Source organism: Bradyrhizobium sp. ISRA464 (assembly GCF_029910095.1).
Lineage (GTDB): Bacteria > Pseudomonadota > Alphaproteobacteria > Rhizobiales > Xanthobacteraceae > Bradyrhizobium.
The window spans coordinates 7,708,943-7,727,279 of record NZ_CP094526.1 but is presented as its reverse complement, the minus strand read 5'-3'; the positions used below and the strand labels follow the sequence as shown (position 1 = coordinate 7,727,279).

Annotated in this window: 16 protein-coding genes; 8 read left to right on the top strand and 8 right to left on the bottom strand. The window is 64.2% G+C overall.

The window, feature by feature from the left end:
• Entirely contained in the window at positions 1-1,638 is a 1,638-nt protein-coding gene (fliF, locus tag MTX19_RS35730) for a flagellar basal-body MS-ring/collar protein FliF (protein WP_280985717.1), read from the bottom strand.
• A 174-nt stretch (positions 1,639-1,812) separates the two neighbouring features.
• Entirely contained in the window at positions 1,813-2,088 is a 276-nt protein-coding gene (locus MTX19_RS35725) for a DUF1153 domain-containing protein (protein ID WP_002714638.1), read from the bottom strand.
• Positions 2,089-2,594: 506 nt separating this feature from the next.
• On the opposite strand from MTX19_RS35725, the gene MTX19_RS35720 reads away from it, so the two are divergent.
• The 3 genes from MTX19_RS35720 (at position 2,595) to MTX19_RS35710 (ending at position 7,306) form a co-directional block, all read left to right on the top strand.
• Positions 2,595-4,211 (top strand): L,D-transpeptidase, encoded by a 1,617-nt coding sequence (locus MTX19_RS35720; protein ID WP_280981392.1) that lies wholly within the window; start codon positions 2,595-2,597, stop codon positions 4,209-4,211.
• 371 nt (positions 4,212-4,582) lie between these two features.
• Positions 4,583-5,515, top strand: a complete 933-nt coding sequence (coaA, locus tag MTX19_RS35715; protein ID WP_280981391.1) for a type I pantothenate kinase — start codon at positions 4,583-4,585, stop codon at positions 5,513-5,515.
• Between the two features lie 180 nt (positions 5,516-5,695).
• The gene (locus MTX19_RS35710) at positions 5,696-7,306 is read left to right on the top strand and encodes an IS1182 family transposase (RefSeq protein ID WP_280978673.1); all 1,611 of its coding nucleotides are present in this window, start codon (positions 5,696-5,698) and stop codon (positions 7,304-7,306) included.
• Between the two features lie 856 nt (positions 7,307-8,162).
• Here MTX19_RS35710 and MTX19_RS35705 read toward each other — a convergent pair.
• Positions 8,163-9,116, bottom strand: coding sequence for a LysR substrate-binding domain-containing protein (locus MTX19_RS35705; protein WP_280981390.1), 954 nt, complete (start codon positions 9,114-9,116; stop codon positions 8,163-8,165).
• Between the two features lie 119 nt (positions 9,117-9,235).
• Between MTX19_RS35705 and katG the strand changes: the two genes are divergently transcribed.
• A complete protein-coding gene (katG, locus tag MTX19_RS35700; RefSeq protein ID WP_280981389.1) occupies positions 9,236-11,422 on the top strand; it encodes a catalase/peroxidase HPI in 2,187 nt (728 codons plus the stop codon).
• Between the two features lie 106 nt (positions 11,423-11,528).
• On the opposite strand, the gene MTX19_RS35695 is transcribed toward katG, so the two are convergent.
• The 3 genes from MTX19_RS35695 to MTX19_RS35685 form a co-directional block, all read right to left on the bottom strand.
• On the bottom strand, positions 11,529-11,729 hold the full coding sequence (locus MTX19_RS35695) for a hypothetical protein (RefSeq protein WP_280981388.1): 201 nt from the start codon (positions 11,727-11,729) through the stop codon (positions 11,529-11,531).
• A 122-nt stretch (positions 11,730-11,851) separates the two neighbouring features.
• Entirely contained in the window at positions 11,852-12,868 is a 1,017-nt protein-coding gene (locus MTX19_RS35690; protein WP_280981387.1) for an aldo/keto reductase, read from the bottom strand.
• Between the two features lie 101 nt (positions 12,869-12,969).
• Positions 12,970-13,395 (bottom strand): PaaI family thioesterase, encoded by a 426-nt coding sequence (locus tag MTX19_RS35685; protein ID WP_280981386.1) that lies wholly within the window; start codon positions 13,393-13,395, stop codon positions 12,970-12,972.
• A gap of 80 nt (positions 13,396-13,475) precedes the next feature.
• On the opposite strand from MTX19_RS35685, the gene MTX19_RS35680 reads away from it, so the two are divergent.
• Entirely contained in the window at positions 13,476-14,105 is a 630-nt protein-coding gene (locus MTX19_RS35680; protein WP_280981385.1) for a CoA pyrophosphatase, read from the top strand.
• 179 nt (positions 14,106-14,284) lie between these two features.
• Entirely contained in the window at positions 14,285-15,484 is a 1,200-nt protein-coding gene (locus MTX19_RS35675) for a hypothetical protein (RefSeq protein ID WP_280985716.1), read from the top strand.
• 42 nt (positions 15,485-15,526) lie between these two features.
• Here the strand turns inward: MTX19_RS35675 and MTX19_RS35670 are convergent, their stop codons facing one another.
• Positions 15,527-15,826: a hypothetical protein gene (locus MTX19_RS35670; RefSeq protein WP_280981384.1), complete on the bottom strand. Its 300-nt coding sequence runs from the start codon at positions 15,824-15,826 to the stop codon at positions 15,527-15,529.
• Positions 15,827-16,019: 193 nt separating this feature from the next.
• On the opposite strand from MTX19_RS35670, the gene MTX19_RS35665 reads away from it, so the two are divergent.
• Positions 16,020-16,499 (top strand): hypothetical protein, encoded by a 480-nt coding sequence (locus MTX19_RS35665; protein ID WP_280981383.1) that lies wholly within the window; start codon positions 16,020-16,022, stop codon positions 16,497-16,499.
• A 19-nt stretch (positions 16,500-16,518) separates the two neighbouring features.
• A complete protein-coding gene (locus MTX19_RS35660; protein WP_280981382.1) occupies positions 16,519-17,007 on the top strand; it encodes an aldolase/citrate lyase family protein in 489 nt (162 codons plus the stop codon).
• Between the two features lie 12 nt (positions 17,008-17,019).
• Here MTX19_RS35660 and MTX19_RS35655 read toward each other — a convergent pair whose 3' ends face one another.
• A complete protein-coding gene (locus MTX19_RS35655; protein WP_280981381.1) occupies positions 17,020-18,237 on the bottom strand; it encodes an EAL domain-containing response regulator in 1,218 nt (405 codons plus the stop codon).
• Positions 18,238-18,337: the final 100 nt, after the last annotated feature.

Genomic DNA, 18,337 nt, shown 5'->3' with positions numbered 1-18,337 from the left:
TCAGCTCTCGGCGGGTTCGCTCAGCCATTGACGGACGATGGAGACGGTCTCGTTCGGATTGCGCTCGGCCAGTTCGCCGACCCGATGCACGGCCTGGGCATGGACCTGGCCCTGGATCTGGGCGACGTCGATCAATTGCGCCGCGGCGCCGCTCGGGATCAGGGCCTGGCCGGTCGCTGCGGCGCCTTCGCCGGCATGTGCGCTGGCGTCGGCGAGGGTGGGGGCGATACCCGCGCCGGCCAGCGCCGGAACGACGTCGGTCGCAACGATGCGCTTGACCAGCGGGCGGACCACCATGAACAGCACGACCAGGCCGAGCATCATCATCACACCGAGCTCGATGACGTACATCACGTCATCCTTGGTGAACTGCAGCATGCCGAGCAGGCCGGTCGGCTCGGGCAGCGGGGTCGCCATTGGCGGCTCGGCGAAGCGGAGATTGACCACCTCGACCTGGTCGCCGCGCTTCTGGTCGAAGCCGATCGCGGAACGAACCAGGGCGGCGATGCGGTCGAGCTCCTCCTTGGAGCGGTTCTGGTAGACCAGCTCGCCTTTTTCGTTCTTGGAATAGCTGCCGTCGACCAGCACGGCGACCGAGATCCGGTTGACGCGGCCGGCCTCGGTGACCTCGGTCTTGGTGGTGCGGGAGATCTCGTAGTTGTTGGTCTCTTCGCTCTTCTTGCTCTGGTCGCGGGCGCGGGCGGCGTTGTCCTGGTTCTGGTTGCCCGGCAGCTCGTTGTTGACCGTGACCTGACCGGAATTGTCGGCGGTGAGGCTCGACTCCTCGCGGGTCTGGCTGGAGCGGAGCACGCGACCTTCGGGATCGAACTTGTCGGAGGTTTCGGTGATCTTGTTGTAGTCGAAGTCGGCGGAGAGCTGGACGCGGGCGCGGCCGGCGCCGACCACCGAAGAAACGATATCCTCGACCTGTTTGCGCATCCGCTTCTCGAAGGCGGTGCGGCGCTCGTCGCCGATCGACGCGTCGGCATCGGTGGCGGCGCCGTCGGCCAGCAACTGGCCGGCCTCGTCGACGATCGAGACGCGCTGCGGCTTCAGCCCGTTGACGGCGGAGGCGACCAGATGGCGGATGGCGCGGATCTGCTGCGGCTCCAGCGCGCCGCGCACCCTGAGCACGATCGAGGCGGACGGCTCCGGCGTCTCGCGCGAGAACAGCGGCCGTTCCGGCAGCACAAGGTGGACGCGCGCGGCCTGCACGCGATCGATGGCGCGGATGGTGCGGGCGAGCTCGCCTTCCAGCGCACGCAAATGGTTGATGTTCTGGACGAAGCTCGTGGTGCCGAGCGCGTCCGACTTGTCGAAGATCTCGTAGCCGACGCCGCCGCCCTTGGGCATGCCGCCCTCGGCGAGCTTCATCCTGAGCCGCGTCACCTTGTCCTTCGGCACCATGATGACGGCGCCGTCATTGCGCAGCTCATACGGGACGGCCTGCCGCTCCAGCTCCTTGATGATGGCGGAGGAATCCTCGGTCGACAGGTCGGTGAACAGGGTGGTCATCTGCGGCGTGGTGACGCGGACGATGACGAAGGCGAAGAAACCGATCAGGGCGGCGGTGACCGCCACCATTGCCGCGAGGCGGGCCGCACCCAGACCTCTCAGGAAAGCAACCAGACTTTGCACCAACGGCCCCCAGGGATTCGGCCCCAACGGGGTCCGACTGGGCAATTATTGCCTAGGGTATGGTTTCCATCTGGTTAACGAAGATTAAGAACCGCGCCGAAAACGCGGACATGAAAAAAACCGGCTTCGCGGAGCGAAGCCGGTTTTCGTCAAATGCCGCGGGAATTGGCGGAATTACTGCCGATATTGCTGGATCCGGGTGGTGCGCAGCCCGGCCAGACCATGCTGGTCGATCGAGAACTGCCAGGAAAGGAATTCATCGACGGTCAGCGTGTAGCGGCTGCAGGCTTCCTCGAGGGAGAGCAGGCCGCCGCGGACCGCAGCGACGACTTCGGCCTTGCGGCGGATCACCCACCGCTTGGTTCCGGGGGCCGGCAGGTCCGCAATCGTTAACGGGCTGCCGTCAGGCCCGATGACGTATTTCACCCTCGGGCGGTGGGGTTCTGTCATGGCGTACTCACAAACTCTCAACCACTGAACTCGCGGAGGGTAACCTACGCCCACCGATTTAAAATTTGCCTAAGCCCAAGCGTTCAATACGAATCTCGTTGGAACTGCCCGGAACAGGGCGGGATTCGGGCAGCAATTGGGCCGTGCGGGCGAGCAGCCTCATGGAGGTATCGGCTATCGGCCGGGCGACAGGCGGCCAACGCATCATGAGATGGGCCAGTTCGCGTGCTTCCATCGGGCAAGGTCAGAAGTCGGGCCATGTGAAACTTGTGTGTTTGAAACTTGCACGTCGGCGAAACACCAAAATTGCCGCGGCCATGGGCCGCGGGCCACCTTCCTCCTGCGCAGGCCGTCGTATATGAGAGATTCGTTGTCGAATCGTGCCGATCGTTGCCGGGAACGGATCGGCAGCGTCGTGAGCGGTGGCAGCCGTCAAGCTGGTCAGGAACTTGAGACCTGACATTTGATTGATGCAAGGCGGACAGGCATTTCAACCGGGGCGGGGCATGGTTGCTCGATTGACGACGGCGCGATCCACCGTGGCAAGGCGGCGTCGGGGAGTTCCCGCCATCGTGACGCTGGCGGCGCTCGCCGCACTGATGGCGTTGACCTCCGCGGCCGCGGCGCGGCAGGCGCGTTCGGCGCCCACCGTCGAGGCGGTGGCGCCGCGCCAGGCCGGCGAGCCGATCATGGCAATCGTCTCGATCAAGACCCAGAAGGTCACGTTCTACGACGCCGACGGCTGGATCCTGCGCGCGCCGGTGTCGAGCGGCATCAAGGGACGCGAGACGCCGGCCGGCGTCTTTGCCGTCCTCGAAAAGGATAAGGACCACCACTCGACGCTTTATGACGATGCCTGGATGCCGAACATGCAGCGCATCACCTGGAACGGCATCGCGCTGCACGGCGGGCCACTGCCCGGCTATGCCGCCTCGCACGGCTGCGTGCGGATGCCGTACGACTTCGCGGAGAATCTGTTCGACAAGACCTGGATCGGGATGCGGGTGATCATCGCGCCGAACGACGCGGCTCCGGTCGAGTTCTCCCACCCGGCGCTGTTCGTGCCGAACCCGCAAGCGATCGCCGCCGCACCGGCGCACGCCGAAGCGCTGGCCCGCGTGGCCGCGGAGGCCGCCAAGGTGGCCGACGAGGCGAAGAAAGCCGCCGCGGCCGCCGCGAAGGACGCCGCACAATACACGCCGGCGGCCCTGCGCAAGCTGGAAAAGCTCAAGACCCGCGCCGACGCCGAGCTCGCCTACGCCGACAAGGTGCTCGCCGCGGCCAAGACCGACCAGGCCAAGGCACGCGCCGAGGACGCCAGGCAGAAGGCCGCCGCCAGGGCTGCGGACGCAGGCACGCAGTTCGATGCCGCCAAGGCCGATGCGAAGCCGAAGCTCGACGCCGCCGCGGCCGCCAAGGACGCCGCCAAGGCGGCCGAGACCAAGAAGGCCGAGACCGCGAAGGCGTCGACAGAGGCAAAGCTCGCGCTCGAGCCGGTCTCGGTCTATATCAGCCGCGCGACGCAGAAGCTTTACGTGCGGCGCAACACCCACAAGCCGTGGCCGGACGGCGGCGAGGTGTTCGACTCAAGCATCGAGGTTCCGGTCACCATCCGTGATCCCGACCGGCCGATCGGCACCCATGTGTTCACCGCGGTGGCGCGCAACGGCGCGGGCCTGCGCTGGACCGAGGTCACGATCGACGATGGCGACAACGCCAAGGACGCGCTCGACCGCGTCACCATTCCGCAGGACGTGCTGGATCGCATCGCGCCGACCGCCGTGCCGAAATCCTCGATCATCATCTCGGACGAGCCGCTGAGCAGCGAGACCAACTATCGCACCGAGTTCGTCGCGGTGCTGAGCAACCAGCCGCAAGGCGGCTTCATCACGCGCAAGCCTACGCCTCGAACCGATGATGTCGAGGTCGCCGGCGACGGCTGGAGCAACGACGATGGCGGCGGCTTCTTCGGCAATTTCTTCCAAGGCAATTCGGCTCCCCCTCAACCTGTCTACACGCGCCGGCGCGGCGGCCAGTACTATTATCCGCAGCAGGGCTATCCGTCGCAGCAGGGCTATCCGTCGCAACAGGGCTTCTATCCGTCGCAACGGGGCTTGTGGTAACGCGCGGGAGAGGACGCGCCTATAACGCCAAGATCTCGGCCGGGACCGTTGCCGCGGTCGTAATGACGGGGATGCTCTTTGTGATCCTGTTTGCGCTGATGATCGCGGCTTAGTCCGCTCACGGACCAAGGCGCAGCGGATCTCGCGGTGATCCACCGGAACGGAAGCCGGCTACCGATCGGTTGGCAGGAAAAGGTCGCGAAGCTCCCGGGAACCTGGGGATGGGAACCTCGGCACCTGTACGATGAAGGCGCACCAAGCCCGCGAGACCGCCGACCTGCTCGCGCGCTCACCTCAAGGCGCATTAAAGTGTCTGGATTTGCCTCGGCAAAATTGATGGGATGTGTCTGGCCCACCGTGAACAGGCGAGAATGACCCACTCCGACGAGCTGTCCGCATATACGACCTTCGGCCGAAGCGAATGGGCGGCATTGCGCTCCAACACGTCGCTCACTCTCTCGGACGCCGATCTCTCGGCGCTTCGCGGCCTGAATGAGCCCATCACGTCTGCCGAGGTCGCCGACGTCTATTTGCCGCTAACCCGCCTGTTGAACCTTCATTTCCTGGCGGCGCGCAACCTCACGCGCGTCAAGGCGGAATTTCTCGGTCGGCCGGGGCGCGGTTCGCCCTACATTATCGCGTTGGCAGGGAGTGTTGCGGTCGGCAAGAGCACCCTTGCCCGCGTGCTTTGCGCGCTTCTGGCGCGCTGGGTGGATCATCCGCGAGTCGAACTGGTGACGACCGACGGTTTCCTGCATGCCAACAGCGTTCTGGTGGAGCGTGGGCTGATGCGACGCAAGGGCTTTCCCGAGAGCTACGATCTTCCGCGCATGTTACGATTTCTCTCGGCTATAAAGGCGGCCGAACGCGACCTCGAGCTGCCCGTGTACTCGCATTTGATGGGCGATATCGCGCCTTCGGAACGTCAAGTCGTCCGGCAACCGGACATCCTGGTTTTCGAAGGCCTCAATGTCCTGCAGGCGCGCGGTACGGCGCCGGTGGTGGTCTCGGATTTCTTCGACTTTTCGATCTATCTCGACGCCGATGAGGCTGACATCCAATCCTGGTATATCGAGCGCTTTCTCCGGCTCCAGCGAACGGCTTTCCGCGACCCCGCTTCATATTTCCATCACTACAGGGACCTCCCACCCAATGACGCGCGCGAGGTTGCGGACAGGTTGTGGCGCGAGCATCATCGCGCCAATCTCCGCGAGAACATTCAACCCACGCGGACGCGGGCCGACGTTGTGCTGCGCAAGCGCTCCGACCATTCGGTCGGTGAAGTCTGGTTGCGAGAAACGTAGGTCCTGCCCCTCGCAACAAAAGTCAAAGCAAGCGTTGCAGCGATCGCAGGCTTTCAATCTGCTGCAGTCTGCGCGTGTCTCGATTGCTTGTCCCGCAGAGCGGGGGCCCATGCCACTGATTTGCCCGACGAGGCTGGGCAAGAACTCGGCATTTTTTGGAGTTGATGTACGATTCGGCGCATGGCGAATCGGACGTTCAAGGCCGGCGACAGCCGGGAGCAACCCAGTCTTCTTCCTCCCCGGATTGAGGACTATGTCGGACAGCAGAATCCGGTGCGGGCGATCGACAGTTTCGTTGGCGCGCTCGACCTTTCAAAGCTCGGCTTCCGCCATGCGGATCGTGCCGCGGACGAAGTGGGGCAGCCGCCCTACGATCCGGCCGATCTGCTGAAGCTCTACCTTTACGGCTACATCAACCAGATCAGGTCGTCGCGGCGGTTGGAGCGGGAGGCCTGCCGCAATCTGGAGCTGATCTGGCTGTTGAAGAACATGAAGCCGGGCTATCGGACGATCGCCAACTTCCGCAAGGAGAACTGGGCGGCGCTCAAGGCCGCGAACCGCAGTTTCGTGCTGCTCCTGCGCGACCTCGGCCTGATCGGTGGGACCTTCGTTGCGATCGACGGGGCGCTATTCCATGGTAACGCCAGCAAGGGCAGCATCTTCACGCAAGGGAAGCTGGCCAAACAGATCGCCGCGTTGGACAAGGAGATCGAGGCTTATGGCAAGGCCCTTGAAGCCAACGATGCCGAGGAAGCCAAGCGATGTGCCGGTCCGGGAGATGGCAGCAAGGGCAGCGGCGATGTCGGCGAGAAGGTGAAGGAGCTGATGGCCCGGCGCGAGCGCGCGCAAGCCGACCTCAAGAACCTGGAGACAAGCGACAAGGGGCAACTCTCGAAGACCGATCCCGACGCAAGGCTTCTGAGCAAGGGCGACCAGACCATTGCGGGTTACAACGTGCAGAGCGTCGTTGACGACAAGCACACGCTCATCGTTGCCAGCGAGGTCGTCAACCGCAACGACGCGGGCCATCTTCATGAGATGGCAAAGGCGGCAAAAGAGGCCCTCGACGTCGAGACTCTGCAGGTGGCGGCCGATGCCGGCTATTCCACCAGCGAGGACCTGAAGGCCTGCGAGGATGACGGCATTGTTGCCTATGTGCCGCTGCACGAGGGCAATGGCAAGCTCAAGGAAGGCCGCCTCAGCCGCAAGGACTTCAGTTACGATGCGAACGCCGATGCCTACCGTTGCCCGGCCGGCGAGCTGCTGCGCCCGACGGAAGGGCGCTGGACGAACACGAGCGGCCGCATCGAGATCCGCTACCTGGCGCGCAAGGCGGCCTGCGCAGCATGTCCCCTGAGCGCGCGGTGTCTTGCCCCGAAGGCGCCTTACCGGAGCATCGCGCGCTGGGAACACGAGGACGTTCTCGAACGTCACCGCATGAGGATGCAAAGCGCCGAGGCTGCCACATTGATGCGCCGCCGTTCCGCCATCGTCGAGCACCCTTTCGGAACACTCAAATGCCGCGCCGGCTATCAGCACTTTCTCGTGCGCGGCTTCGACAAGGTCCGCGGCGAATGGAGCCTGATGGCGCTTTGCTACAACTTCACCCGCGTGCTCAGCATTCTCGGCTTCGACCGCTTCGTCGCGTACCTTGCAGAAAAGACGCGCATTGCCGGCGCAAACCTCCTTGCGGCCACTCTGCGCGCCATTCGGCTTGCTTTGCGGCCCTTCCGCGCCAAAATCTCGCTGTCGCTCGTCGTCAGTGCTTTCCGAGCCGCCCCAGCCCCTTAGTTGCCATTCTTGCCCAGTCTCGACGGCACAAGACCTCGCATCAAAAATATTTCTGTTTTCAAGAAGTGCAACTCAGTGTATGAATAGCCCGTCTCACCCGCTTGAGGGGCGCTTCGCGATCGTCACGAGTGTTGGGTCGAGATGCGGTGGACGCCGATTGCGCAACTGACGAGTGCGCATGAGGCGGACGGTGAAGTCGTGCAGGCCTGACGCCCTAGTGGCAGGTGTCTCCTTGCAAAGCGCGAAGCGCTTTTGCAAAGACGGTGACAACAAAGCCCAGTCTCGCCGGGGAGAGCACGTATAAGCCGTAACCCATCGCGCAGGGAAAGCCGGGATTGCTCCGGTTTCACCTGTGGTCCTACCTCCCGAGCTTTCCATTTGCTCGGGACCCATGGGTGCGATCGGCACCCGGCTTTCCCTGCGCCCTCTGCTTCAAGAAGGGCGAAACGAAGTGCAAAGCTCGGACGCAACGCGCCGCGAGAACGCAAAGCCATATCTCCACGACTGTCATCGCCCGCGAAAGCGGGCGATCCAGTATTCCAGAGGCAGCAGTGATTGACCCGAGAGGCCGCAGCGTACTGGATACCCCGCATGCGCGGGGTATGACGGCGGAGAGATGGATTGCTTCCGCCTTCGCCGAGGCCTCGGCGGACAAGTCGTCGCTGTCGCTCCTCACAATGACGGCGCGAGACATTGAGCGAGAATTATCCCCAGCGACGTTCTGGCGAAAGTCAGGACCCATTACCCCGAATGCCAGCCGTTGCGCGAGGTTTTGGCCACGATCGCTTGCACAACTAATGTTGTTTGGGTCCTGGCTTTCGCCAGGACGACGACGGAGAGAGCAGTGCGCAACACTCTACTTTCGCCGCGTCGCGCGCTTCGTCGCCTCCTTCGCGCGACCATCTTCCTTCGGCGCGTGCAGTGCGTCGGCGGCGAGCGAGACCACTTCGGCGATCTGCTGGAGCTGTCCGGCGAGCGGGCTGGTCTTGCGCCAGACCATGCCGATGGTGCGCGAGGGCTGCGGATTCCTGAAGCGCGAGACCACGACCGGCGCCGAGCGCGTTTCCACCGCCACGGCCATTTCCGGAATCAGGGTGACCCCGATGCCGGCGCCGACCATCTGGACCAGCGTCGACAGCGAGCTCGCATCCAGCACCTCGCGCGGTGGCGAGGATTGCATGTTGCAGAACGACAGCGCCTGGTCGCGGAAGCAGTGTCCTTCCTCGAGCAGCAAGAGCCGCATTTCGCGCAGACGTTCGCTGCTCGGCACCGGCGTTCCGGCATCCGCGCCCGGCCGCACCAGCAGGAAATTTTCCGAGAACAGCGCGACCTCGGTCAGCGACGGTTCCGAGACCGGCAACGCCACGATCGCCGTATCGAGGCGGCCCTCGGACACCTCCTTGATCAGTTTCGGCGTCAGCGTCTCGCGGACATGGATGTCGAGCTCGGGATGCAGCCGCGCGAGGTTCTCGATCACCTTGGGCAGCAAATACGGGGCGATCGTCGGGATCATGCCGACGCGCAGGCGGCCGGCGAGCCGGTCGCGCGAGGCGCGCGCGAAGTCGCCGAGCTCGTCGACCGAGCGCAGGATGTCGCGGACGCGATGCAGGAGTTCCTCGCCGAATTTCGTCAGCGTCACCTGCCGCGCACCGCGCTCGAGCAGCACGCCGCCGAGCGCCTGTTCCATCTCTCGGATCTGCATCGACAGTGCGGGCTGCGAGACCGCGCAGGCGTCAGCGGCGCGCCCGAAATGGCCATGGCGGGCCAGCGCATCGAAATACCTGAGTTGCCGGAGTGTGACATTTATCATCAGATTATCTTATCGGTGCGATCATTAAAGTCAATTTCACCTGATGGAATCGGGCGCGTAGACTCTTTTTTGGAAGAGCTCCAGCACATTCCAAGAATCCATCACCTCGGAGAAGAAACATGGACGCAAAAACCGACGAAGGCGCGGGCAAATGCCCATTTACGGGCACCCGTGGACACACGAATCGTGACTGGTGGCCCAACACGCTCGACGTCCAGGTCCTGCATCACAACTCGAACCTGTCCGATCCGATGGGCAAGGAGTTCGACTACGCGAAGGAGTTCAAGACTCTCGACCTCAACGCGGTCATCAAGGACCTGCATGCCCTGATGACGGAGTCGCAGGAGTGGTGGCCCGCCGACTACGGCCATTACGGCGGCCTGATGATCCGCATGGCCTGGCACAGCGCGGGCACCTACCGCATCACCGACGGCCGCGGCGGCGCCGGTGCCGGCCAGCAGCGCTTCGCCCCGCTGAACAGCTGGCCTGACAACGCCAACCTCGACAAGGCGCGCCGGCTGCTGTGGCCGATCAAGCAGAAATACGGCCGCAAGATCTCCTGGGCCGACCTGATGATCCTGGCAGGCAATGTCGCGCTGGAGTCGATGGGCTTCAAGACCTTCGGTTTTGCCGGTGGTCGCGCCGACGTCTGGGAGCCGGAAGAGCTGTACTGGGGTCCGGAAGGCACCTGGCTCGGCGACGAGCGCTACAGCGGCGAGCGTCAGCTCTCCGAACCGCTCGGCGCCGTGCAGATGGGCCTGATCTATGTCAACCCGGAAGGCCCGAACGGCAATCCGGACCCGATCGCTGCGGCGAAGGACATCCGCGAGACGTTCTTCCGCATGGCGATGAACGACGAGGAGACCGTCGCGCTGATCGCCGGCGGCCACACCTTCGGCAAGACCCACGGCGCGGGCGATCCGTCGCTGATCGGGCCGGAGCCGGAAGGCGCGGCGCTCGAAGACCAGGGCCTGGGCTGGAAGAGCAAATTCGGCACCGGCGTCGGCGCTGACGCGATCACCGGTGGTCCGGAAGTCGTGTGGTCGCAGTCCCCGACCAAGTGGAGCAACTATTTCTTCGAGAACCTGTTCAAGTATGAATGGGAGCTGACGAAGAGCCCGGCGGGTGCACAGCAATGGGTGGCGAAGGGCGCGGACGCGATCATTCCCGATCCGTTCGACCCGTCGAAGAAGCGCAAGCCGACCATGCTGACCACCGACCTGTCGCTCCGCTTCGATCCGGCCTATGAGAAGATCTCGCGCCGGTTCTACGAGCATCCGGACCAGTTCGCGGACGCCTTTGCCCGCGCCTGGTTCAAGCTCACGCACCGCGACATGGGCCCGCTCGCGCGTTACCTCGGCCCGCTGGTGCCGAAGGAGACGCTGATCTGGCAGGATCCGGTCCCGGCGCTCGACCATCCCGTGGTCGACGACAAGGACATCGAAGCGCTCAAGGCGAAGATCATCGCCTCGGGCCTGTCAGTGTCCGAGCTGGTGTCGACGGCCTGGGCGTCGGCGTCGACCTTCCGCGGCTCCGACAAGCGCGGCGGTGCCAACGGCGCACGCATCCGTCTCGCCCCGCAGAAGGACTGGGACGTCAACGAGCCGGCGCAGCTCAAGACCGTGCTGGGCAAGCTCGAAGCCATCCAGAGCGAGTTCAACGCAGCCCAGAAGGGCGGCAAGAAGGTCTCGCTTGCCGACCTCATCGTGCTCGGCGGCGTTGCTGCCGTCGAGAAGGCGGCGAAGGATGGCGGCACCGACGTGAAGGTTCCCTTCACGCCCGGCCGCACCGACTCGTCGCAGGAGCAGACCGATGCTCCGTCGTTCGCGCCGCTCGAGCCGCGGGCTGATGGCTTCCGCAACTATGTCGGCGGCAAGCCGCAGTTCATGACGCCTGAAGAGGCGCTGGTGGACCGCGCACAGCTCCTGAGGCTGACCGGACCGGAGCTGACGGTTCTCGTCGGCGGCTTGCGCGTGCTCGGTGCCAACGCCAAGAAATCCAAGCACGGCGTCTTCACCGGCAAGCCGGGCACGCTGACCAATGACTTCTTCCTCAACCTGCTCGACATGGGGACGAAGTGGAGTGACGCCGGCGAGGGCGTCTACGAGGGCCGTGACCACAAGACCAATGCGGTGAAGTGGACCGGCACCCGCGTCGACCTGATCTTCGGCTCGCACTCGCAGCTGCGTGCGTTCGCCGAGGTCTACGGCTCCGCCGACGCCAAGGAGAAGTTCGTCAAGGACTTCGTCGCGGCGTGGACCAAGGTGATGAACGCCGATCGCTTCGATCTCGCGGGCCACAAGTAAGCGGCCGGCAAGTGACAGCAACAGGTGAGGGCGGCGCTTCGGCGCCGCCCTCAATCATTTCACGGGCTGTATTTGACGAAGGTCTTTCGGGTTTTGTCCATCCAGCTCAATCGTGCAGCATCATGTCCCGGATCATCTCGCCGACCTCCGCCTGCATCGGAGGTGACAGCGGGATTGGCAGCGCCCTGCCCGTCGCATACGGCGCATCGCATCGCGTGCTCTCGCGCGGAGGTTGGACGATCGCGGTCAGGCTTGCCCAGCAAACCAGCAGAGCCACGACCCAGTCCAGCACATTGGATGCGGTCATCGGCGCACCAGCATCGGCATTGTCGTGCGCGGATGCTGCAGCCGACTCGGCCTTCGCGCAATTCGGAAGCTACGAAGCGTCGCTTCGGCGCAGCCGAGACGAATGGCCACGCCGTGATACGGTCACGGCTGCTCCGTTCGCGCCCGCCGGCCTTCGATTGGATAGGCCGGATCGTTGAATCCCGGCGTCGAGGGATGGCCGGTCACGACGAGGCGGTCGATCAGCGCTTCGTCGTCCGCGGTGAAGCGGTAGTCGAGCGCGCGGATGTACTCGTCCCATTGTGCCTCGGTGCGCGGGCCCGCAATGACCGAGCTGACGAACGACGAATTCAGGACCCACGACACCGCGAACTGTCCGGCGGTGATGCCGCGGGCCTCGGCGTGGCGCTTGATCTCCTGCGCGAGTTGCAGGGATTCCGGCCGCCATTCGGTCTGCATCATCCGCTTGTCGTTGCGGCCGGCACGGCTATCCGCGGCCGGCGCCGCGTCGGGCGCGTATTTGCCGGTCAGGACGCCCCGCGCCAACGGGCTGTAGGGCACGATGCCGAGGCCGTAATAACCGCAAGCCGGAAAGTGCTCGACCTCTGGCATCCGGTTCATCGCGTTGTAGTAGGGCTGGCTCGCGATCGGGCGGTCGATGCCGAGCTGGTCGCAGATGTTGCAGATCTCGGCAACGCGCCAGGCGCGGTAGTTGGAGACGCCGAAATAGCGCACCTTGCCGGAGCGGATCAGGTCGCCCATCGCGCGCACCGTCTCCTCGAGCGGCGTCGCGTGATCTTCCTTGTGCAGGTAGTAGATGTCGATGTGATCGGTACCGAGCCGCCTCAGGCTTTCGTCGGCCGCCTGCAGCACCCAGCGCCGCGACAGCCCGCCGTGGTTCGGATCGTTGCCGATCGGATTGGCGAGCTTGGTCGCGAGGATCCAGTTGGAGCGATGGTTGGAGATGGCGCGGCCGACCACCTCCTCGGACTTGCCGCCATTATAGGCGTCGGCGCTGTCGATGAAGTTGATGCCGGCCTCGCGCGCCTTCGCGACGATCCGCGCCGAGGTCGCCTCGTCGGTCGGTCCGCCGAACATCATGGTGCCAAGGCAGATCGGCGAAACCTTCAGGCCGCTGCGGCCGAGCTGGAGGTATTGCATCGGTCGTTCCTCCGGGGTCATTCCGGGATGGTCCGAAGGACCAGACCCGGAATCTCGAGATTCCGGGTTCGATGCTACGCATCGCCCCGGAATGACAAGGGTCAACTCTCGCTCTTCAGGATCTTGAACACACCATTGGCCATCGCGATGCAGCGCTTGTCGACGGTCACCTCGGTGGTGATGAAGATCAAGCTGCGGGTCGAGCGCACCACGCGCGGGCGGGTGATCAGGATCTCGCCGATCTTGCCGGCTTCAACGAAATGGGTGTCGAGCTGCACCGTTGCAAGCGTCGGCTTGCCCGAGACGTGGCGCGCGGTCATGCCGCAACAACGGTCGGCGAAGGTCATGATCACACCGCCCTGCACGAGGCCGCGGCGGTTGTGATGCTTGTCCTCGGTGATCAGCGCGTATTCCGGGAGGTCATCGTCCATCCGATGCCACAGCGGGCCGACCAGATGCAGGAAGCCAGTGGTGTCGGCGATCTTCCAGCCGTCGGATTTGAGTTTGTCCGCGGCCTTCGCCGTCATGTGATGGGGGTCCATTGGTTGCAAGTGGGTATGTGCTAGCGGTCATTTCATCAAACGCGGGACTGTTGTAGTCAAGATCAATGGCCCACACATTTGACGATGCCACCCGGCGGAATATCGCAGAGCTCTGCGCCGCGTTCACACGCCTGGCGCCGGCGGACGCCGCACCGACGCTGAAGCGTGCGGCGGTCGCGATCGCGCTGACCGAAGGCGATGACGGCAATGACACCGCGTTCCTGCTGACCCGTCGCAGCGCCAGCCTCCGCGCTCACAGCGCGCAATGGGCGTTGCCGGGCGGGCGCTGCGATGCCGGCGAGACGCAGGCGCAGGCCGCGCTGCGCGAGTTGCACGAGGAGCTCGGACTTTCGTTTGGCGCGAACGACGTGCTCGGGATGCTCGACGATTACCCGACACGCTCCGGCTATCTGATCACGCCGGTCGTGGTCTGGGCGGGCAGGACAGGCGAGATCGCGCCGAACCCGGACGAGGTCGCTTCGGTGCATCGCATCGGGCTGGACGCGGTCGAGGCCGCTGACGCCTTCACCTTCGTCTCGATCCCCGAGAGCGTGCGGCGCGTGATCCGCTTCCGCCTCGGCGGCCAGCTCATCCATGCGCCGACGGCGGCGCTGATCTATCAGTTCCGCGAAGTGCTGGCCGGGCGCGACACCCGCGTCGCCGATCTGGAGCAGCCGGTGTTCGCCTGGAAATAGCGGGGTTCGAATTGCGCCGGCGTAACTGTCTGTTCATCTTTCGGGCAGGGCGAGCCACATGCCTCCGCGTTGATGCAGCAAAGATGTTGTTTTCGCGGCGCAACTCCGCGGCATCGCGGCGCGCGCGGCCCCGCGGAATTCCGGGCTGACTTCGCGCCCGCGCTTGCTACAAGAGGACCATGCGCCCGCAATTGATTCGCCCGTGCCTTGGCCTTGTCGCACTCGCGCTGACTGCAGGCGCGCCGTCCGTGTTGGCGAGTGAGGCCCACGTTTTGCCGCCGGCCACCGCGAACGCGATGGCGCAGGCGGTATCCCCCTTTGCGATCGCCGAATATCGCCGCAAGCTGAAGGAATATCTGGAGGCGCGCGCCGCCTTCGAGCAGGAGGCCGACGCCTACTGGAACGCGATCGCCGACAAGCGACGCACCCGCAACGCCAAGCGCCGCGACCGCGTGCAGATCACGCTCGACGACTACGTGCTGGAGCAGCCGCCGGTCTATCAGGGACCGAAGCGGCCGGTGAATCCGGCGCCGGAGGAGGAAGAGGAGCGGCCGCGGCCGCCGCGCAAACCGATCCCACTGGTCGCGGATTTCGTGCGGGCGGCCGCCGAGCAATTCCAGTTCACACCGCAGCGTCCCGCCTCCGAGATGGAGTTCAAGCGTGCCTATGCCCGATATGCGCGGGCCGCGGGCCTTACGCCGGAACAGGCGGTGCGGGTCTACTCTTTCGAGACCGGCGGCACCGGCAATTACGACGTACAGTCGGGCATCGAGCATGGCGGCAGGCGCGCCATTTCCACCGCGGTCGGCTACAATCAGCTGCTCACCACCAACAGCGTCGAGCTGTTCGCCGAGCAGGGCCACCTCTTCATCAAGGCGCTGGCCGAACGGGCTGCGGCCCTGCAAGGGCCGGCGCGCAAGGCGATGGACCACAAGCTCGCGGTGCTGAAGAAGATGGTCGCGTTCACGCGCACGGTGCCGGACGACTGGTCGGCGCATCAGCGGCTCGCCGACACCCCGCAGGGCTGGGCGGTGCACGCCATGGTGCTCGACATCGACGTCGGCCCGATGCTGCAAACCCACAAGCTGCTGACCTCGGTGATCTTCGCGCGCGGCAAGGGCTACAACCGGCCGCTCACTGCTGCCGAACTCGAGATGATGAATCTGACCGGCGACGGCACCGGGCTCGACATGGTGACCATGCCGCAGGCGATGCGCGAGCGGGTGCCGACCGCGAACTTCTTCCAGCGTTCGGGTTACGAGCGCAATCCCGTTGCGATCCGCCACAACACGGTGGCGAAGCTGCTCGCGGTGACCAACGAGCGAATGGATTACAACTGCAACAAGCCCGGTGCGAAGGAGCTGGCTGCTGCGTTCTGATCGTCACCCGCCGCTACGGTGGATGGATGCGAGTTTGGAGTCCTACTCGGATCCGAACATGAACTTGCCGTCGCTCTCGAGATAGGGGCCGGAGCGCATGTAGAGCTGGCCGTTCTGGCCGATAAAGAACAATGTGCCCTTCGGCACCTTCTTGGCTCCCTTCAACAGCGTGCCGGCATTGTTGGTGCCCATCTTGTACGACCAGGTCTTGCCGTCCTTGCCATAGGCATAGCCCATGTCGGTCTTCAGCTCCCACGGCGTCGCCGATTGGGCGAAGGCGGATGTTGTCAGTGCGGTAAGGGCTGCTGTCGCGAAAAAGGTCCTGGTTGAAAAATGCGTCATGATCCACCTCCGGCCGAAAAATGGCGTCGTATCAGCATCTTGAACAAATCACGAACGTCGCTGAGCCGTCAATACGACAATGGGCGCGGCCACTCGCGCATGTCAGCGGCTTTGTGATTTTCCGCCTCGCGACTATCTTCGCGTTTCCGTCTACAACCAGTTCATTGCCAGAACACACCTTGGGATGATTCGTATGCACCACGTCGTGAAGATCGGTTTCGGTGTCGCTCTGTCGTTGATAATGCTGGCTTCGGTCGCGCAGGCGGACGAATTCAAGCTCTCCAATAACCAGCGGATCGCCTGCAGCCGCGGCCTCTCGGCCGGCAAGCTCAACACTGCGACCTGCAGGTCGTACGCCTATCTGTTCAACACCAAGACCTCGGAATACTTCCGCTGCCAGGTATCCCTGGCGCTGACGCGTGACAACAAAGAGGTCATCAACGTTCAGGCCGACGGCGGCTGCACCAAGAAGCCGCGCATCTTCGACACCGACGGCAACTATTCGTTCGACGCCACCGAGACCGAGCCGCCGAACACCAACTCGTTCTTCGGCCCCGGCGGCTATGCGATCTGGGCGAGCGATAACAACAGCCAGAAGATCCGCGGCTGCATCACCATCTCGTCGGGGCTCGGCTCCGACATCTCGAAGTGCCTCGATATGACGTTCCAGTGACGACGGCGTGGGCGATGTGATGCGCAAGCCGCGCCCGGCCGCGCTCTGTCGCTCCTGGCTGTTTCTCGAAGGCGCAAACGAGGACGTGCTGCAACGCGCGGCCGCAAGTGGCGCCGACGTTCTGATCCACGAGCTGGAAGACTTTACCCCGCCGCCGCTGCGCCCGAAGGCGCGGACGCTGGCCGCCGATCTCTATGCAGCCTGGCGGGAAGAGGGCGCGGTCGTCGCGGTCCGCGTCAATCCGCTTGAGCAGGATGGCATGGATGACCTTGCCGCCATCATGCGCGGGCGTCCGGACATCGTCGCGCTGCCCAAGGTCGCCGAGCCGCACCATGTCGTCCGGCTCGACGAGGCGGTCACGCGCCTCGAGCGGGACTATGGCCTCGCCGAGGGCTCTCCACGGCGTTGCTGCCGAACGTTGCTTGAAGTCCCGACCTATTCGAACGCCAAGCGGTTGATCGCCCGCGGCGAGGCGCTGCGTGGAATTGATCGCAGCGCCCGGACCTGACGCGGTCCTGCGTCAGGACGCGACGTCCTTTTCGGCCGGAAGCTGCAGGCGTGATCTCGCAAACTTCCTGAGGCCCATCGGCTTGCCGAACAGGTACCCCTGGACCAGATCGAAATCCAGGTCGTGCGCGGCAAGGAAATCCGCGCGTGTCTCGACCCCTTGCGCAACGACGCGCGCGCCTTTGTCGTGGGCCAGCTCGACGATCCGGCGGCACACCGTCTGCTTCAGACGCTGATCCGCGCAGCCGGTGACGAATTGATGGTCGACCTTCAGTTCGACAAAGGGAAAGGTCTCGAGCCCTAGCAGAGATGGCCAATTGGCGCCGACATTGTCGATCGAGATCGCAATGTTGTGCAGGCGGACGCGCCTGGCGACATCGATCGCAAGGTCCAGATTGTCGATGAGCTCTGCGCTGTCGATCTCGATCAGGAGGCCTGCGAACGCCGGGTGATCCGGCATCCGGCGACAGAGCTCGCGCACTGCATCGGCGTTGGCAAGGAAGGAGATCGGCAGGTTGATCGAGAGATCAACCGGCCCCTTCTGCTCGATCAGATATCGCCAGTCCTCGATCGCCCGCTCGATGACGAATTCGGACAGGGCCTGGAAGTGCGGATCGCCCTCGTCGGGAATGAAATACGCAGGCGGAACGATGCCCCAGGCGGGATGGCGCATCCGGATCAGCGCCTCGGCTCCGCTTGGAGCCAACGTCCGGAGATGGATCTTTTGCTGGTACCAGAGCTCGAGCCACCCGGCCTTCAAGGCTTCGGGGACGTCGACTGCCGGGCTTGGCGCAGGTTCGGCCGGAATCAGTGACGCAAGGGTGTGACGAAGCGTTGCGGCGCTGAAAGGTGTCGGCAATGCCGGTAGCATCGCGATACTGTATTCGTCGCCTATCTGTCTGACCGCCTTGACGATGATCGAGTCCGGCCGGCCGATGACGAGCACCTTGCCGCCGTACTCCTTTCTCACCAAAGTCTCGAGAATTTTACTGACTTCGATCCCGTCCACGTACACGCCGAGCACGAGCAGATCGGGTTGTTCAGCGTCCAATACGGCGTCAAGTTCGTCGGCCTGACCGCATTCGCTGGTGATGAAGCCGAGGTCCTCAAGTGCCTCCGCAAGGAAGGTCCGCAGGTGTTTTTTGCTGTCCGCGATGCATGCGCGCGGTGTCAGCTTGCGGTGCCCGAACCAGCCGGCTCGTGCGTATCCGATATGACTGATGTGATTCATGCCCGCCCTATTCGGAGTAGCCCCGAGCGAGTCGTACATCGGAGCGGCACGGGCAATCATGGAAATTTCGGGATCATACATGCATTGCTTCGCTAACCTT

Coding starts and splice junctions, on each gene's coding strand:
- MTX19_RS35725 (WP_002714638.1), bottom strand. CDS start 2,088: ATGACAGAACCCCACCGCCCGAGGGTGAAATACGTCATCGGGCCTGAC.
- MTX19_RS35720 (WP_280981392.1), top strand. CDS start 2,595: ATGGTTGCTCGATTGACGACGGCGCGATCCACCGTGGCAAGGCGGCGT.
- coaA (WP_280981391.1), top strand. CDS start 4,583: ATGACCCACTCCGACGAGCTGTCCGCATATACGACCTTCGGCCGAAGC.
- MTX19_RS35710 (WP_280978673.1), top strand. CDS start 5,696: ATGGCGAATCGGACGTTCAAGGCCGGCGACAGCCGGGAGCAACCCAGT.
- MTX19_RS35705 (WP_280981390.1), bottom strand. CDS start 9,116: ATGATAAATGTCACACTCCGGCAACTCAGGTATTTCGATGCGCTGGCC.
- katG (WP_280981389.1), top strand. CDS start 9,236: ATGGACGCAAAAACCGACGAAGGCGCGGGCAAATGCCCATTTACGGGC.
- MTX19_RS35695 (WP_280981388.1), bottom strand. CDS start 11,729: ATGACCGCATCCAATGTGCTGGACTGGGTCGTGGCTCTGCTGGTTTGC.
- MTX19_RS35690 (WP_280981387.1), bottom strand. CDS start 12,868: ATGCAATACCTCCAGCTCGGCCGCAGCGGCCTGAAGGTTTCGCCGATC.
- MTX19_RS35685 (WP_280981386.1), bottom strand. CDS start 13,395: ATGACGGCGAAGGCCGCGGACAAACTCAAATCCGACGGCTGGAAGATC.
- MTX19_RS35680 (WP_280981385.1), top strand. CDS start 13,476: ATGGCCCACACATTTGACGATGCCACCCGGCGGAATATCGCAGAGCTC.
- MTX19_RS35675 (WP_280985716.1), top strand. CDS start 14,285: ATGCGCCCGCAATTGATTCGCCCGTGCCTTGGCCTTGTCGCACTCGCG.
- MTX19_RS35670 (WP_280981384.1), bottom strand. CDS start 15,826: ATGACGCATTTTTCAACCAGGACCTTTTTCGCGACAGCAGCCCTTACC.
- MTX19_RS35665 (WP_280981383.1), top strand. CDS start 16,020: ATGCACCACGTCGTGAAGATCGGTTTCGGTGTCGCTCTGTCGTTGATA.
- MTX19_RS35660 (WP_280981382.1), top strand. CDS start 16,519: ATGCGCAAGCCGCGCCCGGCCGCGCTCTGTCGCTCCTGGCTGTTTCTC.
- MTX19_RS35655 (WP_280981381.1), bottom strand. CDS start 18,237: ATGAATCACATCAGTCATATCGGATACGCACGAGCCGGCTGGTTCGGG.